Below are 17313 nucleotides of genomic sequence, written 5' to 3' on the forward strand. Positions count from 1 at the left end.
TATATGTAAAGATAGTGATTTTTATTGGAAATGACTATAATATTCAATTGATTTTTCAGCTATTTTTTGTGCCTTTTTATCAGCTTTGTCTAATACTCGCCATTCTTCATAATATTTATGTCCTAATCCTCCTTCCATACCTGTTTGCTTCTGTATTTCTTTCCAACGTTTTTCTCCAAGAATTCTTTTTGCGTCTTCCGGCTTTTCTTTGGCATAAATCATACGTTCTGTATTAACTTGAATTTCGGCAATTAATCCGTTAGATGTTTGGATATTGACTATATTGCCACTATATCCCATAAATGATTCTGGTTTTTGCCTTTTCAGTCGTACAAACGAATCGCTTTCAGACAGTTCGTTTAATACTTGATCTATTTGTGATCTGGGGACTATAATTGTCGTCCTAACTGCGTCTTTTATATCGTATGGAGTTATACCTTCCGTTGTAACCTTTCTTGTTATTGATGAGATGCTTTTGTAATTGATTGGCGTTACAAATCCTTTATTCTTTTTAGCTATGGATTCCGCTAAACTTTGTACCTCATTCCCGACTAAAGAAGCACGATTAACAAGCTCTTTAGCTGAATTCTCGGTATTTATATTTTGAACAATTGATTTGTTATCTCTCAAAAAATAAGGTAGGGTGTTTCTTTTCTGGGCTTTCTCGATCTTTTGATGGTTTTCGAGTACCCATTTTTTGAATTCGTCAGGAACATCCTTTACTTCATTTATACTTTCTGTGGAAACATCGCTTCGTCCATCCCATTCCCAGAATTCTTCTTCTGTTTTGAGGATAGGAACTTTATAACATAAATCATTCGGATGCCATCCTGTCCAGGTGAAGTCTTTAGGATATTTACCGGCAAGTGTGTCACAAATGTCTCCATGTGGCATACGACTATGATGAGAAGAACTTAGTTTTATTTCATATCCGACTACGAAATCCATTTGTTTCCATCTTTCGTTTTCGGCTGTTCTATAAGCCATGTTTATTTCTGAACGAGCTAGACGTATGGAACGATACTCACAATCTTGTATATGTTCAGCACTGCCATATCTGTCTTTGTAATCTTTTTGCAGTAATGGGAAATCAAGAAGATACTTACTTATTTGCTTACTCAACGTAACAGCACTGGTTCCTTTTTGAATAGCGCATGAGATCGCAGCCTCTAGTTCTTCTTTGTAGATCATAGATTGCTGCCAGAGTTTTGCAGATATATTGAATCCTTTATCTTTTCGGTTCTGGAATGCTTTCAAAGCACCTGAATTTGTTTGATACAAAACTTTATATTTCTCTCTGTCAACTTGGGCGTTATAAGCTATTAATACTTTGTTTGCTATTAAATCCTGTGCTTCATTACTGTTCTTCCATTCTTCGGTAGTACCGCGATAGATAGTTGCGTTTATATCCTCTACAAAGTGCTTCTGTATATCGTCAATTTGCTTTTTAGTTTGAGGGTAGTCAGACCATTTAAACGGCTTATCGCTATCAGGGGAATATTTAGTACGTGAAACGGCTTTGGCAGCTTCCAAATTCAGGGTATCGTATATTTGCTCAACGAGGGCTACATATCTGTTTAATCTCCTGTTGAGTTCTTGGTACTTCTTTTTCTGATTTGGAATCTTGGGTTTTGCCATTATTTCATTTGCTTTTTCTTATCCTTGTCGTCGGTAGGGTAGAGGTGGTGTTTTACTATAATCTTACCACAGATAGGACAATCCTGTACTATGTATTCCACTGTGACTACTCTAGTATGCTTTTTCATATTTATTCCTCCGAAATTCTATCAGGTGCTGGCATCTCCAATAATCGGATAGCTTTAATTGTTTCCTTTCCCTCCAATATCGCTTTACATAAACGATGGTAGCCATCAGCAATTTGACCTACTTCGTCAAGGATAATAGGATATTCAAGAGAACATTGATTCACCCGTTTGCATTGAAAAATGAAACTGTGAAGCTGATTACATTCAAATGGTTCAGCTGTAAGGTCTATATTCCATAGCGGCATATCAAGCACTGGGTATTCCTTTGCCTTGGCAAAATCGTAGAGCGTTTGAGCTTTCCAGATCTTGTCTCCACGATGATATTCACTTTCGCTAAAAGTTATGTTATCTATAGGAACCTGCATATTCTGATTTTTTTATATATACTTTGATTTCACCAGTAACGTGGAGTTCATCACCTACTTTTTCAACGGAGTATTCTATTAGTCCCCTTTGGTTGATCGAACTGATAATTGATTGGCGAATTTCATCTTTAACTTCCTTGATAAACATTTCATCTGATTTTCGATTAGACCAACCTTCATCAAGTTTCTTCTTTTTCCGGTAATCCTTGATTTCTTTTTTAGTTCGGGCAAGGCAGATACCAAGCTTCTTTGCTTCGTAGTTCTCAACTCGTTCAATACTGCTCAATCTTTCTTGTGGATTGATTTTTTTGCTAATCTAATAAGCCAGTTTGATATTTTTGTCTTCATGATTTTAAGTTTTAAGCCGGCAGCGTAAACATCTGCCTACGCTGCTTTAACCTTTTCTACAGCTTGGCAGATAGGCTATTGTACAATTTCCCAGTCTTCTGCAAACACATCACTGATGGATGGTACCCACGAATCAGCACGTCCCGTATTCTCGTTATAGATAAGGCACTGACTTGTATAGTCAATAAAACCTTTTCCTTTCAGAATAAGGTCTTTTGCTGATTGAGGAAGCGATTGCATCTTGGGAATGGTATCGCTTTCAATATGTGCAGGCACTTGCTTGAATACCGTCAGGCCTTTGCCGTTCCAGCCGTTTCTACGGATAGCAAAACCAAACTTCAACGCTTCGATTGCAATGCCAAAGGACATTCTAGGTAGTGTAGTGATATCTGTTTTTCCTTTCGCGATAGCCATTCTTTGTTCAAGGATACATCCGTATCTTCCCATAATCTCACGTTGCAACGAAAGTAAGAAAGCCGGATAATCTTCCTTAATTGCTTCACGGAATTTTTCAGAATCTACAAAAACAGCGCATTTCTCGAACTTTTCTATCAAATTAGAATGTTCAATATGCAAACGGTCAAGGACAGTGTCAGCCACGTGATAAGCCTTTTCAAAGACATCTTTAGGCGACCAGCTTTCATATCCGTCTTCATAACGGACATGATAACCTTGCTCTGTTTCCTCATGCTTCTCAATGCCCTTACCATAGGGATTTTTACCGGTTTCTTGAACGAAGTCGCCCAATGTCATCGGCTCGGCTTCAATCTGTTTTGTTCCAATGTACTTTTTCATGATAGTATATTTATTTACAAATTAAACATCTTCCTCTTCATAAGCCATCTTTGCAATCATAACACCCACCGAACTTAGCATTTTGATAGAAAGCCCCTTTTGTACGTCAAGCTCAAAAATCATATTGTCATTGAATTGAGAGGCAGGATATTGATACAATAGCGCATAATCCATTCCTTCCAACTTTGCGTATATACTAAGTGTTCCACTCTTCTCTCTGTCTATCTGTATTACACATTTTCCAACAGAAGTAAACTCACAGGAATAGCCCTGTTTTTCTTTACTAAATTTTAGTACATCAGTTTTTGCCATAATATTTATATTTTAGATTGTTATTCCGGTTCTTCGAATATATTGCTTATCCTGCTTCTGGAAGCATCTGCATCTTCTTTTTGGATTTGGGCAAGAGTTTCTTGTGGATCAGTAGAGATACCTAAGTTCTTGATGGCTTCTAATTGGCTGACAACAGCTTTTCCACCACTTGCTGTAACCCATTTTTCTATTTCTGACTTTTCATCATTTTGGATAAATGGAGTTATGATGTGCTCAATCTCAACATTATCTACTTCATTTTTCCAAGAAACATTCATCATTTTCAGGAAAGCTTTGATTACGCTACATTCACGTTCAAATGCTTCTATCCATGCACCACTTTCATCTCCAACCTTTAAATGAGCGTCAGTAAGTAAAGTCTGCCTTGCATCAAATCCGATATTGCCAAGAGACTTCATGTTTTCGAAGGAAATATCCGGCATTTGTGATTGTGACCAGAACAACTTAACAAGGGTATCGACATGATATTTTAACGCCTCGATAGATTGTGCCCATGAAACATAGGACACGTCCCCGTTTTGTTCTACTCGGTAAACTCTACGGCTTTCTCCTTTATCTTCTCCTCCTTTTATGCCACCTGCTATTTTTAGGATAGGAGCGGAGTTATATGCTATGACATCGCTATTGCGTGAAAGGGTATATTCGATTTCTTTTCTGATATAGGAAAGACCGTGATAAATGGGAACAGGACGATAAACGTATACTCCGGGTATTTTCAGAATAACGACCAGCTCTGATTTAACTAATTCCCAACCGTTTCCCTGTTGTTTCCATTTATAGTGAATGTTTGCCGTGTATGTCTCAAAATACGTAATTTCTTCGTCTTTGACTTTTTTTGTGTATTCAAAAGACATTGCGATCATATCGCCAAGCTCATCAAGTAGAGGGTATAACCTAACACCGTCCATTGGTGAGTAGGTCTTACATTTTAGCTTATATTTACTTTTAAAGCCGTATAGAGTGTTGGGACTCTCAACTGTGTACCAAATGGTGAACACTTCGCATGAAGCAAAGTAAGCATTGCCTCGCTTAATATTTTCACTGTCAATACGAGCATACTTATATATCGCTTCAATCGCTTTCGCAATACTTTGGCGGGTTTCATTGTCTTCTATATTGTGATATACACGTTTAACCGGGATAGCGAACATGAATTCAGTCATTCGCTTGGTGAGGAGTTTTTCAAGTCCGATGTAGATACGGGAAGCTTTTTCTGTATCTCCATTAGATCGGATCTTATCTTTACGGGTAACTGTGTCAGATACTATATCATGTTCTGTTGGTTCGTAGTCTTTGAGAAGTTTATCCCATGAGGGGACTGTTACAGACTTTTCTTTCAAATCGTTGATTATGTTATCAACGGGCCGCGTACTGTCTAAGATAGAGGTGATTTCGTCCATTTGAGTAGAATATTACTTAATATTCGTTTTTACTTGGTGCAAATATAATAAAAGTCGCGTAATTTATATCACTTTTATTTATAAATATCCAACTAATTTGATAGCTTCATGCATGTAATAAGGGAAATTAATGACAGCAATCTCACCAGAATATCCACAACGCCATAATTCAGCCTGCCAATCTTGTATATCATCACGTTCATCAATATTGTACTTCTTCATTAAATCTCTCATGATAGCGCAGTCTTCATATCTTTCCGTAACTTTAGCAGAAGAATAAAGATTGAGTAAGACGTATTCTCCATAAAGGAGGAGTACTTTTTCAAATATATCAATTCGATCTTGTGTCATATCTATTTTTAAAAGTCACACATTATAGTATATTTAGTTTGCAAAATCCTTAGAACTTTTTCTGTTACATGAATTATATCTTCATTATACCTTTTTACGTTTCTGCCATATCCTTGTATGTCTTTGTTTATCTTCTGGCGGAGTGTAGTACTTTTAGGTAAACTGATTTCATAGAAATTGCCATCAATCGAAGTTATCAACATATCAGCTCTCTTCTTTTGACAATCAAGTTCTGTTTCTTTGTATTCACCTTTGGGAATGAAATTAGGATTGGGTACTAAGTAGCCTTCTGCTACTACATTTCCATTTATATCATATACTTTCATAATCGTGTATGCTAATAGAAAAACATTTTACAGTGGTTATTGTACAATCTTGATCTCAACGGGCTAGGGTTGGCGAGCCAAGCAAAATGAAAATTTAGGCTAATTTCACACATTACGTTTTTATGGTGAATCCATTGTTCTTTTGTCATAATCGTATATTTAAGCGTTGATACCAATTGCATTTCTCATAAAGTTACTCGCTTGCTCTACTGACATATTCAGTTTTTTCTGAATCAGAAGAAGCATACAATTAACTTGTTCTTTCGTATCCAAATTACCTTGTACAAACTCTGACATGATAAATTTTTCTATTGTTCTTTGTTGGATAATTGTTGCTTTCATTAAAACCTGTTTTAAAGATGAGTATATAAACCTGTCACTTGTGTAAACACTTCTTGCAACTGTTCAGAATAAATATCGCTCGTAAAGTAGATCTCTTCAGTTTCAGAGAAAGAGAAGGTCCTTTTGTTGAATTTCGAGGATTTGATGAATCTCATAGAATAAACATCCTTACCTTCTTCATAAGTGACGATTAATTTATCCGCGCCAGATTTGTTCCTGCTCAATTTAATAATCTGCTCCATGTTGCCAGATTCATTTTCCATATAACCGGTAAATTCTGAACCCGTCATAACTACAAATTTATGTCCACCAAGTTGTTGGTATAGGGACAACATAATTTCTTTTATTTGTTCTTTTGAATGTTCCATTGTAATATCGGAATTAAAAAGCTGGAAGAGTTTCTGATTGACCATTTGCATAAGCGAAAATTTGTGCTATTTCTTTAGCTAATCTTCGACTATGTTCTTTGTCACGGCCATCGTATCCATTTCTATTATGTTTTTTGAGTTCTTCTCTTGCATTAGAGAGTGTTGTTGCTGTTTTCGTACAGGGATTTGCATCAAATTTAGCTTGGGCTTCATCAAATTTAGCTTGCAACTCTTTTTCTTTATTCATCCATTCTTCTTTTTTCATTGCTCTTATGTTTTAATTGTTAGTATTATTGGTTTCTTTTAGTATTGTAAAGATACTCATTATCAGTGAGTTAACCAAATATTTATTCAATTATTTTAGGCGTAATTCGTTCAAAATCAAATATTTAACTTTTGCTATAAAACAAAAATGGCGCCGACTTTCACAAGCCAGCGCACATAAGAGCAATGAAAACACCAAAAAGAAGTGTTTTCAAACGCAAAGGTACTAAAAGAAACACAACTACAAAAAATCTTTGAGCAACTCTTCATCACTAATAAAGTTGTAATCTCTAGGATAAAACGTATTCGCTAATGCGTCCATATAGTCAGGAGAACGTTTGATACGTTTCTTGACATCTTCTTTAGGCTCAATGATAATCTTTCCATTACTAAGGAATTTCCACTTGGTTTCGGTAGCTTCCTCCATTAGTTGATCGCAGGGTGGGAGAGCAGCTCCAAAACCATTTTTAGGATTGAGCCAGTCACGTAAAGCCCAATATAGGTATGCTCTCACATTGGCAAATTCATATTCGCCAGTAATATCGTGTAAGCCATCTGCACCTTCGGAATATTTACAAGAAAAAGCATTCCTATACTCTTCTTCTAGTAGCCTGGAATATACTCCAGCTCCTTCACCGATAGTATCAATAAACGCTTTTGCTCCTTTCTTCTTCAGGTAGGGAATCGTCATACCTACTACGTGCATGTGATCCGCACGTCCGGCAGATTGATGAACTTCAAATTGAGAAACGTAGTTACCGTATCGCGGACAAAGCACACTATTATCGCGTCCCATACCGGCAACGTCAACACCTAGCTTACAAGATTTGGCTGGGGTGAAACCGCTTGCCTGTAATTCCTGCCAATTCCTGTTTGCTATTTCTATCCATTCATAAGGAATAAGCACATCTTCAGAAACTTTCGGGAACATACCAAGTACCTTGACGCGAAACAAATCGTTAGGTCGGTATAGCTTACCTTCCCAATTGAAATCGCCTTCTCCCTCGTTGAAATCTGTTCGCTGAATGGGGGAGCACCAATTTATCACCTTGTCCTTAACCCATTCATAATCCACTTGACCGGGTATTACTATTTGCTTCTTTACTACATTTTCTGCATTTAGAGAGCTAAGTCTGAATTTTGCAAAACGGTCAGACTTCATGGCACGAGCTGCGTAACCAGTAGTAACATTAGGATTGAACACTATGAGAAAGCGAGAATTACCCTGTAAGTTACCCTCAATAGCGTTGTAAGTCGCTTCTGATATACCGGAAGCTTCAGTAACAACAAACATGGTATTTACAGCATGGAAACCAGACCATGCTTCTGTATTGTCGTCACCAGCTTTAAACCCAGTTAGAAACCACTCTTCGTAATCAGTTTTAATGCCGGAAGACAATAAGCGTCCGGGCAAGAACCCTGCATTTCTAAATAAGCGGGATATTTCAGGTATCATGATATTTTGAACCTGACGGGCTGTAGGAGCTGTCATGGCAATCTTGGTATTCTTAACTAACTTACCTTCTTTCCAACGTGGAGTAAGATACATAAAACACATAGATGCACAAGCCGCAATATAATCCTTTCCCCTTGCCGTGCCTGACGCTACAGCAGTCATTGGATTATGCTGAACGGATTGAAGAATGGCTTGTTGCTCCTTGTCTAACCTTGAATGAAGAACATCATGAGCGAATTTGCACCAATCCTCCCGCCATGCTCTCATGTATCTTATAGACTTGTTATCTTTGCTCATTCTTCATCGTCTGGCAATTCTTGCATTAATTTCTCAAATGGATTAATATTCAAATCTTGCTCTACTTTTTCAACGTAACCGCGATGCTTCATTTTAGTCTTACTTAACCAAATAAGCATGGTGTTATCTTGTTCCGTCAAAGCTTTAGCAAACATTGTCGTTTCTAGCTTATCATAGAAACTTTCTTCTACTTCTTTCCATTTTTCAGCAAAATCTGGATCATTCGATTTCCATTTATAAGCAATGGAGCGTGAGATTTCTACAGCTTCACAAGCTGCGGTAACATTCAGCATCCTTGCTTCCAATGCTTTTAAGAACTTAGCTTTCTTTTGCCTTGTATTAAGCCTGTACTTCTGTGCCATTTTTACTTCCCTCCAATACATTATTCACAATTTCCAACATTTTGCATATACTCAAAGCCTGTGCTTTGATTTTGTATTTCGCCTGAACTTTTGCGGATACTTCATTTAATCGATACATTGTTTCCATGTCCAATAAAGTAAGGTTGCCAAGTTCTTTTTCTGAATAGCAATCCAATGTTTCCATTAATTTGTCAAATGAGACTTTCTGTGTATCTACAAACATAAGAGTTACTGGAACAATTTCATTATTCGGCATTTCAACTGTATAGTTGATGTCTTTAACGCTTTCTAGTACTTCATTACTGATATGAGCATACTCTTTCAGTGCGACATCCGTTATTTCATCAAGTAATTGCTTTAAAATTTCTGCATCGTCTTGACCGACAATACTGTTGTGGCTTAACTGCGTAGCAAGTAACCAGTCATTATTTGTCTCCTCTTCATCTATATACATGACATGGATAGAGGTAAGACCTGCCATTTTTGCAGCTTGTGTACGATGATTTCCACTTACTACTGTATATGTGCCATCCGGATGTTTCACACAAAACGGAACGGATGAAAGTTGTCCGTCTCTACGTATGTTATTTACTAATGCATTAAACGTGTCTTGCTGCATGAAATGTGCATTTTTTTAACTAGTTTAATATCAGACAACTGTACTTCTGCTATCTTGAATTTTCCCATATATTATTCCTTTCTTGGTTCATCACTGTATTTTTCTACAAATGTTTTTAAAATATCATCTAAGTTGCCACGAATACCTGCATCTTGTATGTAATGGAGTTTACCAACGCAACGTTCATGTAATTTGAATACACCACGATATTTCATACTTACAGGTTTATCGGTGAACACGGAAGTAGCAATAACACCACATTGATGTTTATATCTTATATCCAGTTCTGATTTAAATTCTGATGAAAGAACGCCCATTATTAGCAATCGGCTCAACTTAGGCAGAGGGTGGTCTATGACAAAATCCGATTTCATCCAAACTGCATCCATGCCGTATTTGCTGACCTTCAGGAAGTCAAACATACAAGCTCCGAACACGTAATCATCCAAGAACCACAAATAACAGAACGGAGCTGATCCGAGTATGATGCCTTTCTTCAAGTAAATCATGCGCAGATAATCAATTTCTGCCATAGAAGCACGAACAAACCGGAGTTTGCTATTATTTGTAAGTACGTAATCGTCTGGCAACCGTTTATATTTTAGAGGGATGATAGTCCGCTTGTTAAAACTGCTGTCTCCACTTTCTACCACATTAGACCAAATATATGTGCGTTGGTCTTTGAATACCTCTCTTCTGCCCATAAATCCATGCTGCGAGAGAGCCATGTAATTAACTTGTTCTTCATCTATTTCTGCATATTTCGTTTTAGTTCGTTCTTGAGATCCAAAATCATCCAATAAGAAACGCTGTAATGCGTTGCTTGTGGCTTTCATACCGGAATGAAATTCATTCTGATAGATTAATATGTCATTCTCTTTGCAGTTAAGAATTGCATCTGATATATCAGCACAATAAAATATTTCAATAGACTTACTTTTAAGGCTGTCTACGAGCTTTTGGTAACGTTCCGTATACTTCTTATGGTAATGCTCCAATTTTGCCATAAAATCGTCATAAAGCGACTTATGGTAAATATCTTGTGAGTTCTTATGCTTCTTGATGGCATTGAACAGATGGATAGTGGCAATAATTTCAGCCGGACTTTCAGACTTGATATTCAGAAACTCATATTCATCATTAAAACGCAGTTCTTTTATCTCTCCCTTGATTGCCTTATACATCATGTAGATAAAATACTCCTTTGTATACACCTTAATCTCACGGTTGGTAAGTATTTGCTCTATATCCATATAGTATGAGTTTACCACATGAGCAATATCAAATTTGGCCGCTTCTTTCTTGATGAAGGAAAGCATACGATTAGTTTTCTTAAACATGGAGCCTACTATCGTAACATTGTCCGAGTGTTCTGCTGCCCAAAGTAACGGTTTATGTCTTTGGGGAACCTTGGAATAGTCTATATGGAATGTCTCAAGACATTTGTCAATAGTGGTGAGTTGCTTATACTCTTCCATGTCTTCATGTAGATAGGCATATTCTACAAATGAATACATGAATTTGATTGTTTCCAGCACCTTGTCGAAGTCCCATGAACTATTGAAGATACGGAATTCTGCTGTTCCTATCTTTTCAATAGAACATAAGTTGAGCCAGTACCGGATATGTCCTCTATCTGACCCATTACTAAAAACTTTCAGTAAATTCTCAATATTATCTGCTTCAAGAACTCGTTTTACAACATCCCAAGGTGGACTGGGTACGAGATATTTTGTTTCCCACCACTCGGCAATGTCAAATATTCGTTTGATTGGATAAGCGGTGTAGTAGGAGAGGGCAAACAAACGTTTGATAACATTCAAGTCCATATCTTTGATGTATAGATGTGCATCAAAACCTTCATTCCACATGAGATAACTTCCTGCATCTCTCATGGTCTGAATAAAATTCTTCAACTCCTGCAAATCTTCTATACAATAATGGTATGGGCGTGTGTTTATTTCCCCGCCAAATTGACCGTGATGCGTAACTGCCGATCCATCCGAGTTATTCATCATGGTTAGCTTGTTATCCGTCCACTTGTAACCCGATGGAAGAGGAATGTGCTCTTTATCACCATCAGCGAACTCCAGTTCCATGCCAAATGTGCGATTGGCTATATAGTCAATCCACGGTTTATCTATATTCGTGTTCTGCATATCTCAACTTGACTAATGATTTATAATCAGGGACAAAACGAACCACATCACCAATGTGATAATCCGAAACATGGTCACATTGCATTATTGTATATTCGCTGGAGCTATCTACATACTTCAAATTGGTATAATAGGGAATTCTGCATTTAGCCATGTCCGCCATTGAATAACCGCAATCGAGAATGAGTTGATTACGCTCTGGATAGATGCCTATTATTCTTGTTTGTAGTTCTATCCCATTAAAGCCTTTTTTCTCTTCATTATTGCAATATGGAATAGTGCCAAACAGCATATATTCTCCTATTCGCACATCACTTATGAAGTTTGGAAGTTTGTCATACTGTCCGAGCCAAAAACTTCCTCCTAAACTGATGGATTCAATATATCCTTTTAGGTTGTCCCAGATGTCGTATAATCGCGACATTGGCGGGTATTTGTCATTGAGGCAACCGGAAGTAATCATACCGTATATATGAGCATCTGAAAGCATCCTTATTTCGTTAGCTAGTTTGCTTGCTTCATGAATGCTTAAACCTTCTCTGTTATCGTAAGCGTCAATTGGAATGTAGTAGTTGTGTATTCCTTGGCAACCCTCTCCATTAATAGTGAGATATTTCCAAGAGTCAGCAAATGATGTTACTACTGCACCTATATTATCTTTTGTCGCTTTCCCAATAGAATAACATACGCTATCTTTCAAATGTAACCCGAAAATCTTATTTCTTATTTTATCCGCTATATGCTCATGAATATCTTCATAGAAGTCCTTAAACATTAATGAAATGGGAACATTAACAAACGATTGCGCCTTTTCAATGTTCTCTATTATATTCTTGGTATAGACAATAACTTTCATAGCTCCCACTTTAAGATTAAACGTTCAATCCCTTTGTATTTGATATCACGTTTGAACGAGAACCCGGCATTGGTAAAACTCTTGATACTTGCTTCATTTTTGGGTGAGGTCATGGCAAATACCTCTTGTGCACCGTTTGAAACCAATTTTGCAAGATTAGCATTGAGTAGAATGTACTGAAAGCTATTACCCCTATAATCTGAACGAACGAAACATTTATCTACGTAGGCAGTACCGTATTCAGTGAAATATGCAAGCGAATAAGCAACCAGCTTATCATTTGTCAATAATCCGTAACTGCAACCAGATTGCAAGCACTTGACTATATCTTCCGGTTCCGAAGCGAAACACGTATCAGGATCAGAGAGCAACTTTTGCTCAATTTCTTCTATGGTAGTAATGTCAGACATAGATAAAGCTTTCACTTGCATATTGTATTCTATGCTGCCTTTATGCGTCGGGAACAATGGTTCGTAACGGTCAATCCATGCTTTAGAAAGGAATGTGTCTATATCGACTTTAGGCAATAATGCTTTTCTATAATTGTCGAAAATGTCTAATACAAATTCCTTATGCTTAGCAAGTTGCTCATTTTTCAACGGACATTTACCGCTACGGAAAACAAGACCTTTCTTTACCGACTTTACCCACAAAGGATAAGTTCTACACATGATAGGTTTGTAGCCATTATCACATGATTTACAGTCTTTAGCGATACATTTTACCTTTTTACCGCCAAAGTAATCATCATCTATAATCTGTAAATGGGAGATTTCTTTTTCATGCCCTTCAAATTCATGGGGCAAGATTACAATATGCCCGTCCGATCCGAACGAACAACACTTCCAACCGCAGCCGGAGTTTTCACATGCTCTTATTAGTCCTTTTTCGTCCATATATTTAGGTTGTATATAACTTCATATACATTTTGCGTTAAATGCCTGCCGAGCGTATTCCCGACAGGCCTAAACACAAATCCATCATTTTTCAAGCTACTTGCAAGAACACTTATGCAATCTATTCGGCTTCTTTACAGTCGTGTCAGATGGCAATTTCCATCACCCCGTAAACTGCACAAGCTTTAATGTTCTTGCTTTTGCTTATCGCTACTATAAGGGTTGAGGTAGCAGCAGGACTCGAACCTGCAATGCTTGGCAATCTTCTACATCTTCCGTGTAACACTGGATTGGTTCGTTTTATAATGATGCCCAGTTTTCATAACATCGTAACCAAGTCTACTAAGAGTTGTCAGCGTCTACCAATTCCGCCATACTACCAAATTTGCGTGTCTTTCCACGCTGTCAGATTGTTTGCAGTACCAACTAAATGCAAGGAATCGAACCTTGTCGCTTACTTTACACAACATCAATCAACGAGCCGAGTTTAACGGCATTAGAGCGGAAACAGGGAATCGAACCCCACTCTTTGGCTGGAATGCCAACGCTCTACCGATGAGCTATTTCCGCAAATGCTTGTCTATTCCAAGCAGCCAATGGTTTCCGTTTTCAATTGACGTGTGTATCCATAACCATAAAAAGCCTCACACATATCTTTAGAACAAACTAGCTTGTTCATACTTAGGTTCTTTCTTCTCAACTACTCCGAACTCTGTTATTTCAATACCAGTTTTTTCAGTAAGCCACTTTGCCAAAATATGACGATGGCAGAAATCACCCGGTTTTTCGTAACAGCAGAGAGCGACATCTTTACCTTCACTGTGTCGTTGGATAGTTTGAATCAATTCTTGCGGATTGACTTTTGCAAGAACATCATTCAAATACATACTCGTGTACTCTTCATAAGTCCATTTGTCATCTAACATATATCTTCTTGGTGCAACCTCTATAATTTGAGGTGCGTTATAAAATTTTGGTCTGCCTAAAGCGACACATATCATTTTGATGTTCGCTGCTGCCAGTTTTCTGTAATTTCCAAAATATGATGTATAAATCCTCATTGCTTTAATTTTATGGTGTAAAGATACAAAAAGTGGCGTAATTTCAATCACTTTTAGTCATAAATTTGTCTAATTTGATAATTTTATTGTCTCAACTTTATAGCACCTCATCATGTGGTCTGTTTCGCATCCCATATTGAATGTTTTGCCAAGATAGTACATGTGAGCTTCTTCCTCTGGTAGGTTGATAGGAGTGACGAACCAATCTTTATTGCCTTGTTCGTCTTTTAAATACACTTTTACTGTTGTTTTCATCGCTCTATGTTTTATAAAAGTAGGGTTAATCAATATTCTCAATTAATTTAAGAACAAGATATTCTGGTGAAACACCTTTGATTTCACAAAAATCGAGGACGTCTTCTTTTTGGATATTTGAGATTTCAACTCCTCGAATAGTCATTTTTTTTGTTTGGATTGTTTTTTCATTGCAATCCATACGCTTGAATCTGTTTTTGTAATCATTCATAATTTACACTTTTACCGTTGTTTATATTAAAATGAAGGGTCGATATAATGGCTCTGATAATGGAGCATCAATAATACTCCATCTTTATACGGTTGTCCTTCCATAACCCAATATCCATTTCTTCTTTTGGTAAACACTTTTTCTTCCCCTTCAAGTTCTGGTAGAATTTCATATTTCCCATCGTAATAGTCAATGCATCTCGTCTGGTTACAAGTGACTTCAATTTTGCAAGGAGAAATTATTTTTGTTACTGTAGCTGCGCGTTTATCAGAGTAATAGCAAATTGTACAGCCTAGACCAAGCTCTGGTATAAGGTTCTTAATAGCTTCCATTCGTTCTTTATCTTTTTCTTGTCTCCATTTGAAAAAGTCTTTTTCGTCCGATGGGCACTCTCTTTTCTCTATTTCATGAAGAATTGCAAAACTTTCTTTGCTTGTTAATTTACTCAATGTTTTCATTGCTCTATATTTTATCCGTTATACGTTGCTGTTATTTCTTTAGCATGAAGTTCTTTTCTCAACTCACCGTTCTTGTATATTCTTACAGATACGATTCTAACGGTGTCGGACAGGAAACGCCCGCAGTCCCTTGTTACCTTTTGTTCAAGCTTAAACGCTTTTGCTAAATTTTTCGTACGCGTTCTTATGGTGCTCTTGAATCCAAAAACGATATCTTCTGTATCAATCTCAAACTGGTAGGTATTAGAGTGTAATATCTGGTTAAGCTCGGATGTCATTTGTTCTATCTTGCTCATATTATGCTGATTTAAGTGATTCAAGAACTCTCATGTTTTCACTATCCTTACTTACAATGAAACGATAAACCCAACCACCTTGCGACAATTCATTTTTAAATTTTAAGCCCAAAGAATGAAGTTTATTAGAAACCATTTCAATGTCCTTACTTCGATTGAACAAAGAAGCAACTCCTATACCATAAGATGCAGGATATATGCTAATACTATGTTTATCTGCTATCTTTTGAAGATATTCGTACAAACTTTTATATCTATTCTCTTTACTGATTTTATCAAGCACCCATTCAACAGTGACTTCTTTTTCCTTTGGAGTTTTAAACGACTTGCAGAACCAGTCATCCGAGTGACTTTTTGTTCCTATACCTATGTGGGTAGCACTATTATAATCGTTCATATCGACAAAACCGTACTTATCATCTGCCCAAACATTGTAACCAAGTTCATTTAATTTGCTAATTGTTTCTTGTGTAATCTTCATTGCTCTTATTGATTAATTTGTTATTTTTGATATGTAAGATACAAATAATATATTGATTACCAATAAGTTAAATTAGAAATATGCATGGCTTAAACTTTGTTTAACTATTTCATTTTCAAGTACTTCGATGTAATAATAGACTTGCTTTTCTCTATCTCCTTGTCGATGTCAATTCCAAGTTGACGATAGAACGAGCCTTTTCCGGAAAGGCTTTCACTTGCTATTTTTAAGGTTCTTTGCTCTTCTTTGGTAAATCCTATGCGAAAGGTGGAGAAAATTGCTAGTGCGGCTTTAAAATCACCGCACTGGAGTAGTGAAATAGCTTTCTTGGTTTTCGTTTCCATTAATCTATGAGTATTTCCGATCCAATCATTTCATTTGCTCTACTAGCATTTACAAAATAAAAGCGTCCCTTAGAAACATAACTGTCTTCTGATGTGTACACTTTTATAGCGTAGTATTGTCTTTGAGCTTGTGAATAACATATTTCCCAGATTGTTTTCCATTTGACAATAAACTTATTGCCTTTTGCTAGTTCTTGTTCTATTTCATCTGATCTGAATTTAATACCGGCTAGTACTAGTATATTTTTATTTTTCATCTCCCCATAACTTTTTAGCAAGTTCGTATTTCTTTTGCAACTCATTCACTTCTTTTGTTGCATAAGTGAGAGTGTAAGAGTGGCTACGTGGATATTTGCCGGACTTCAATCCCTCATGATATTCTTTTGCTTGTTCCAACTTATGTTCGTAGAAATCTATACTTTCCGGCATGGACAAGTTTATCGTATTAGCCCTTTTTTCCCAATACTTGGCTACTCTTTCATGTTCGGCAGCCTTATCGCTAAACTCAACGCTTTTCCCCATGTTATTCCAGGCATCATCTATCATTTTACGATGCCCTCGTTCGCTATGGTGTCCTACTTTGATCGGCTCACCCAAAGAAAGGAAATCCTGATGTCTGTTTGATTTCTGAAAATACTCATTGCTTTTTTGTACTGCCGATGACGCCCATTCATGCCTGCGTTCCGCTCTTTGCTTAGCCCATTCTTGAACGTTAAAACCATCTGCTCTGACGATGGAATAGTAGTAAAAGCCATCTTTTTCGAAGATTAGGTTAAATACTATACTTTCGTTCTCCTTACCATACTTGGTGGTAACTAGAATTTCTTCACCTCTTTCGTGCTTTTCTTCGCACTTTGCCAAAAATACGTTTGGCGCAAATTTGTAATATGTGTTCATTGCTCTT

At 37.0% G+C, this 17313-nt stretch carries 27 protein-coding genes and 1 tRNA gene; all 28 read right to left on the reverse strand.

From position 1 onward, the window contains the following. Positions 1–21 precede the first annotated feature (21 nt). Positions 22–1638 carry a hypothetical protein gene (locus DWZ47_RS18840; RefSeq protein WP_117514156.1) on the reverse strand — a complete coding sequence of 539 codons (1617 nt, stop codon included), beginning with the start codon at positions 1636–1638 and terminating at the stop codon, positions 22–24. Next, on the reverse strand, positions 1638–1766 hold the full coding sequence (locus DWZ47_RS31275) for a hypothetical protein (RefSeq protein WP_255421425.1): 129 nt from the start codon (positions 1764–1766) through the stop codon (positions 1638–1640). The genes DWZ47_RS18840 and DWZ47_RS31275 overlap by 1 nt, the downstream gene beginning before the upstream one ends. Before the next feature lie 2 nt (positions 1767–1768). After that, positions 1769–2131, reverse strand: coding sequence for a hypothetical protein (locus tag DWZ47_RS18845; RefSeq protein WP_005676525.1), 363 nt, complete (start codon positions 2129–2131; stop codon positions 1769–1771). Next, the gene (locus DWZ47_RS18850; protein WP_117514158.1) at positions 2112–2417 is read right to left on the reverse strand and encodes a hypothetical protein; all 306 of its coding nucleotides are present in this window, start codon (positions 2415–2417) and stop codon (positions 2112–2114) included. The genes DWZ47_RS18845 and DWZ47_RS18850 overlap by 20 nt, the downstream gene beginning before the upstream one ends. A gap of 137 nt (positions 2418–2554) precedes the next feature. Beyond that, the gene (locus DWZ47_RS18855) at positions 2555–3274 is read right to left on the reverse strand and encodes a DUF2829 domain-containing protein (RefSeq protein ID WP_117514160.1); all 720 of its coding nucleotides are present in this window, start codon (positions 3272–3274) and stop codon (positions 2555–2557) included. A gap of 21 nt (positions 3275–3295) precedes the next feature. Then, positions 3296–3586, reverse strand: a complete 291-nt coding sequence (locus DWZ47_RS18860; RefSeq protein ID WP_117514161.1) for a hypothetical protein — start codon at positions 3584–3586, stop codon at positions 3296–3298. Between the two features lie 20 nt (positions 3587–3606). After that, entirely contained in the window at positions 3607–5007 is a 1401-nt protein-coding gene (locus DWZ47_RS18865; protein ID WP_117514163.1) for a phage portal protein, read from the reverse strand. Positions 5008–5085: 78 nt separating this feature from the next. Continuing rightward, on the reverse strand, positions 5086–5358 hold the full coding sequence (locus tag DWZ47_RS18870) for a hypothetical protein (protein WP_117514165.1): 273 nt from the start codon (positions 5356–5358) through the stop codon (positions 5086–5088). An 8-nt stretch (positions 5359–5366) separates the two neighbouring features. Beyond that, positions 5367–5684, reverse strand: a complete 318-nt coding sequence (locus tag DWZ47_RS18875; protein WP_117514167.1) for a hypothetical protein — start codon at positions 5682–5684, stop codon at positions 5367–5369. Between the two features lie 159 nt (positions 5685–5843). After that, on the reverse strand, positions 5844–6026 hold the full coding sequence (locus DWZ47_RS18880; RefSeq protein ID WP_117514169.1) for a hypothetical protein: 183 nt from the start codon (positions 6024–6026) through the stop codon (positions 5844–5846). Between the two features lie 11 nt (positions 6027–6037). Further along, positions 6038–6394 (reverse strand): hypothetical protein, encoded by a 357-nt coding sequence (locus DWZ47_RS18885; protein WP_147330789.1) that lies wholly within the window; start codon positions 6392–6394, stop codon positions 6038–6040. 13 nt (positions 6395–6407) lie between these two features. Then, on the reverse strand, positions 6408–6659 hold the full coding sequence (locus tag DWZ47_RS18890) for a hypothetical protein (protein WP_117514172.1): 252 nt from the start codon (positions 6657–6659) through the stop codon (positions 6408–6410). A 240-nt stretch (positions 6660–6899) separates the two neighbouring features. Further along, the gene (locus DWZ47_RS18895) at positions 6900–8411 is read right to left on the reverse strand and encodes a hypothetical protein (protein WP_117514174.1); all 1512 of its coding nucleotides are present in this window, start codon (positions 8409–8411) and stop codon (positions 6900–6902) included. Continuing rightward, complete coding sequence (locus tag DWZ47_RS18900; RefSeq protein WP_158570388.1) at positions 8408–8773, reverse strand: phBC6A51 family helix-turn-helix protein; 366 nt, start codon at positions 8771–8773, stop codon at positions 8408–8410. The genes DWZ47_RS18895 and DWZ47_RS18900 overlap by 4 nt, the downstream gene beginning before the upstream one ends. Continuing rightward, entirely contained in the window at positions 8751–9392 is a 642-nt protein-coding gene (locus DWZ47_RS18905; RefSeq protein WP_117514178.1) for a ParB/RepB/Spo0J family partition protein, read from the reverse strand. The genes DWZ47_RS18900 and DWZ47_RS18905 overlap by 23 nt, the downstream gene beginning before the upstream one ends. 71 nt (positions 9393–9463) lie before the next feature. After that, positions 9464–11551, reverse strand: coding sequence for an amidoligase family protein (locus tag DWZ47_RS18910; protein ID WP_117514180.1), 2088 nt, complete (start codon positions 11549–11551; stop codon positions 9464–9466). Next, entirely contained in the window at positions 11529–12407 is an 879-nt protein-coding gene (locus DWZ47_RS18915; protein ID WP_117514182.1) for a hypothetical protein, read from the reverse strand. Before DWZ47_RS18915 ends, DWZ47_RS18910 begins: the two co-directional genes overlap by 23 nt. Continuing rightward, positions 12404–13303 carry a GNAT family N-acetyltransferase gene (locus DWZ47_RS18920; RefSeq protein ID WP_117514185.1) on the reverse strand — a complete coding sequence of 300 codons (900 nt, stop codon included), beginning with the start codon at positions 13301–13303 and terminating at the stop codon, positions 12404–12406. The genes DWZ47_RS18915 and DWZ47_RS18920 overlap by 4 nt, the downstream gene beginning before the upstream one ends. A gap of 500 nt (positions 13304–13803) precedes the next feature. Next, positions 13804–13873, reverse strand: a tRNA-OTHER gene (locus tag DWZ47_RS18925). Positions 13874–13959: 86 nt separating this feature from the next. After that, entirely contained in the window at positions 13960–14415 is a 456-nt protein-coding gene (locus DWZ47_RS18930; protein ID WP_233525074.1) for a DUF488 family protein, read from the reverse strand. Between the two features lie 18 nt (positions 14416–14433). Next, positions 14434–14619 carry a hypothetical protein gene (locus DWZ47_RS18935; protein ID WP_117514188.1) on the reverse strand — a complete coding sequence of 62 codons (186 nt, stop codon included), beginning with the start codon at positions 14617–14619 and terminating at the stop codon, positions 14434–14436. A 25-nt stretch (positions 14620–14644) separates the two neighbouring features. Continuing rightward, positions 14645–14830 (reverse strand): hypothetical protein, encoded by a 186-nt coding sequence (locus DWZ47_RS18940; protein WP_117514190.1) that lies wholly within the window; start codon positions 14828–14830, stop codon positions 14645–14647. Positions 14831–14856: 26 nt separating this feature from the next. Further along, positions 14857–15288 (reverse strand): hypothetical protein, encoded by a 432-nt coding sequence (locus DWZ47_RS18945; protein WP_117514192.1) that lies wholly within the window; start codon positions 15286–15288, stop codon positions 14857–14859. A gap of 11 nt (positions 15289–15299) precedes the next feature. Then, on the reverse strand, positions 15300–15584 hold the full coding sequence (locus DWZ47_RS18950; RefSeq protein WP_117514194.1) for a hypothetical protein: 285 nt from the start codon (positions 15582–15584) through the stop codon (positions 15300–15302). A 1-nt stretch (position 15585) separates the two neighbouring features. Then, on the reverse strand, positions 15586–16065 hold the full coding sequence (locus DWZ47_RS18955; protein ID WP_117514196.1) for a hypothetical protein: 480 nt from the start codon (positions 16063–16065) through the stop codon (positions 15586–15588). A gap of 104 nt (positions 16066–16169) precedes the next feature. Beyond that, complete coding sequence (locus DWZ47_RS18960; RefSeq protein WP_117514198.1) at positions 16170–16409, reverse strand: hypothetical protein; 240 nt, start codon at positions 16407–16409, stop codon at positions 16170–16172. After that, positions 16409–16666 carry a hypothetical protein gene (locus DWZ47_RS18965; protein ID WP_117514200.1) on the reverse strand — a complete coding sequence of 86 codons (258 nt, stop codon included), beginning with the start codon at positions 16664–16666 and terminating at the stop codon, positions 16409–16411. The genes DWZ47_RS18960 and DWZ47_RS18965 overlap by 1 nt, the downstream gene beginning before the upstream one ends. Beyond that, positions 16656–17306: a DUF3560 domain-containing protein gene (locus tag DWZ47_RS18970; RefSeq protein WP_117514202.1), complete on the reverse strand. Its 651-nt coding sequence runs from the start codon at positions 17304–17306 to the stop codon at positions 16656–16658. Before DWZ47_RS18970 ends, DWZ47_RS18965 begins: the two co-directional genes overlap by 11 nt. Positions 17307–17313 lie beyond the last annotated feature (7 nt).

Source organism: Bacteroides sp. AF32-8BH, assembly GCF_003435205.1.
Classification (GTDB): Bacteria; Bacteroidota; Bacteroidia; order Bacteroidales; family Bacteroidaceae; genus Bacteroides; species Bacteroides ovatus.

What these genes read in the sequence shown, in the direction of transcription:
- DWZ47_RS18970 (WP_117514202.1), bottom strand. Translation starts at nt 17,306, where the DNA reads ATGAACACATATTACAAATTTGCGCCAAACGTATTTTTGGCAAAGTGC.
- DWZ47_RS18860 (WP_117514161.1), bottom strand. Translation starts at nt 3,586, where the DNA reads ATGGCAAAAACTGATGTACTAAAATTTAGTAAAGAAAAACAGGGCTAT.
- DWZ47_RS18915 (WP_117514182.1), bottom strand. Translation starts at nt 12,407, where the DNA reads ATGAAAGTTATTGTCTATACCAAGAATATAATAGAGAACATTGAAAAG.
- DWZ47_RS18905 (WP_117514178.1), bottom strand. Translation starts at nt 9,392, where the DNA reads ATGCAGCAAGACACGTTTAATGCATTAGTAAATAACATACGTAGAGAC.
- DWZ47_RS18940 (WP_117514190.1), bottom strand. Translation starts at nt 14,830, where the DNA reads ATGAATGATTACAAAAACAGATTCAAGCGTATGGATTGCAATGAAAAA.
- DWZ47_RS18910 (WP_117514180.1), bottom strand. Translation starts at nt 11,551, where the DNA reads ATGCAGAACACGAATATAGATAAACCGTGGATTGACTATATAGCCAAT.
- DWZ47_RS18900 (WP_158570388.1), bottom strand. Translation starts at nt 8,773, where the DNA reads ATGGCACAGAAGTACAGGCTTAATACAAGGCAAAAGAAAGCTAAGTTC.
- DWZ47_RS18955 (WP_117514196.1), bottom strand. Translation starts at nt 16,065, where the DNA reads ATGAAGATTACACAAGAAACAATTAGCAAATTAAATGAACTTGGTTAC.
- DWZ47_RS18950 (WP_117514194.1), bottom strand. Translation starts at nt 15,584, where the DNA reads ATGAGCAAGATAGAACAAATGACATCCGAGCTTAACCAGATATTACAC.
- DWZ47_RS18945 (WP_117514192.1), bottom strand. Translation starts at nt 15,288, where the DNA reads ATGAAAACATTGAGTAAATTAACAAGCAAAGAAAGTTTTGCAATTCTT.
- DWZ47_RS18870 (WP_117514165.1), bottom strand. Translation starts at nt 5,358, where the DNA reads ATGACACAAGATCGAATTGATATATTTGAAAAAGTACTCCTCCTTTAT.
- DWZ47_RS18880 (WP_117514169.1), bottom strand. Translation starts at nt 6,026, where the DNA reads ATGAAAGCAACAATTATCCAACAAAGAACAATAGAAAAATTTATCATG.
- DWZ47_RS18875 (WP_117514167.1), bottom strand. Translation starts at nt 5,684, where the DNA reads ATGAAAGTATATGATATAAATGGAAATGTAGTAGCAGAAGGCTACTTA.
- DWZ47_RS18855 (WP_117514160.1), bottom strand. Translation starts at nt 3,274, where the DNA reads ATGAAAAAGTACATTGGAACAAAACAGATTGAAGCCGAGCCGATGACA.
- DWZ47_RS18890 (WP_117514172.1), bottom strand. Translation starts at nt 6,659, where the DNA reads ATGAAAAAAGAAGAATGGATGAATAAAGAAAAAGAGTTGCAAGCTAAA.
- DWZ47_RS18845 (WP_005676525.1), bottom strand. Translation starts at nt 2,131, where the DNA reads ATGCAGGTTCCTATAGATAACATAACTTTTAGCGAAAGTGAATATCAT.
- DWZ47_RS18920 (WP_117514185.1), bottom strand. Translation starts at nt 13,303, where the DNA reads ATGGACGAAAAAGGACTAATAAGAGCATGTGAAAACTCCGGCTGCGGT.
- DWZ47_RS18840 (WP_117514156.1), bottom strand. Translation starts at nt 1,638, where the DNA reads ATGGCAAAACCCAAGATTCCAAATCAGAAAAAGAAGTACCAAGAACTC.
- DWZ47_RS18885 (WP_147330789.1), bottom strand. Translation starts at nt 6,394, where the DNA reads ATGGAACATTCAAAAGAACAAATAAAAGAAATTATGTTGTCCCTATAC.
- DWZ47_RS18965 (WP_117514200.1), bottom strand. Translation starts at nt 16,666, where the DNA reads ATGAAAAATAAAAATATACTAGTACTAGCCGGTATTAAATTCAGATCA.
- DWZ47_RS18935 (WP_117514188.1), bottom strand. Translation starts at nt 14,619, where the DNA reads ATGAAAACAACAGTAAAAGTGTATTTAAAAGACGAACAAGGCAATAAA.
- DWZ47_RS18865 (WP_117514163.1), bottom strand. Translation starts at nt 5,007, where the DNA reads ATGGACGAAATCACCTCTATCTTAGACAGTACGCGGCCCGTTGATAAC.
- DWZ47_RS31275 (WP_255421425.1), bottom strand. Translation starts at nt 1,766, where the DNA reads ATGAAAAAGCATACTAGAGTAGTCACAGTGGAATACATAGTACAGGAT.
- DWZ47_RS18895 (WP_117514174.1), bottom strand. Translation starts at nt 8,411, where the DNA reads ATGAGCAAAGATAACAAGTCTATAAGATACATGAGAGCATGGCGGGAG.
- DWZ47_RS18960 (WP_117514198.1), bottom strand. Translation starts at nt 16,409, where the DNA reads ATGGAAACGAAAACCAAGAAAGCTATTTCACTACTCCAGTGCGGTGAT.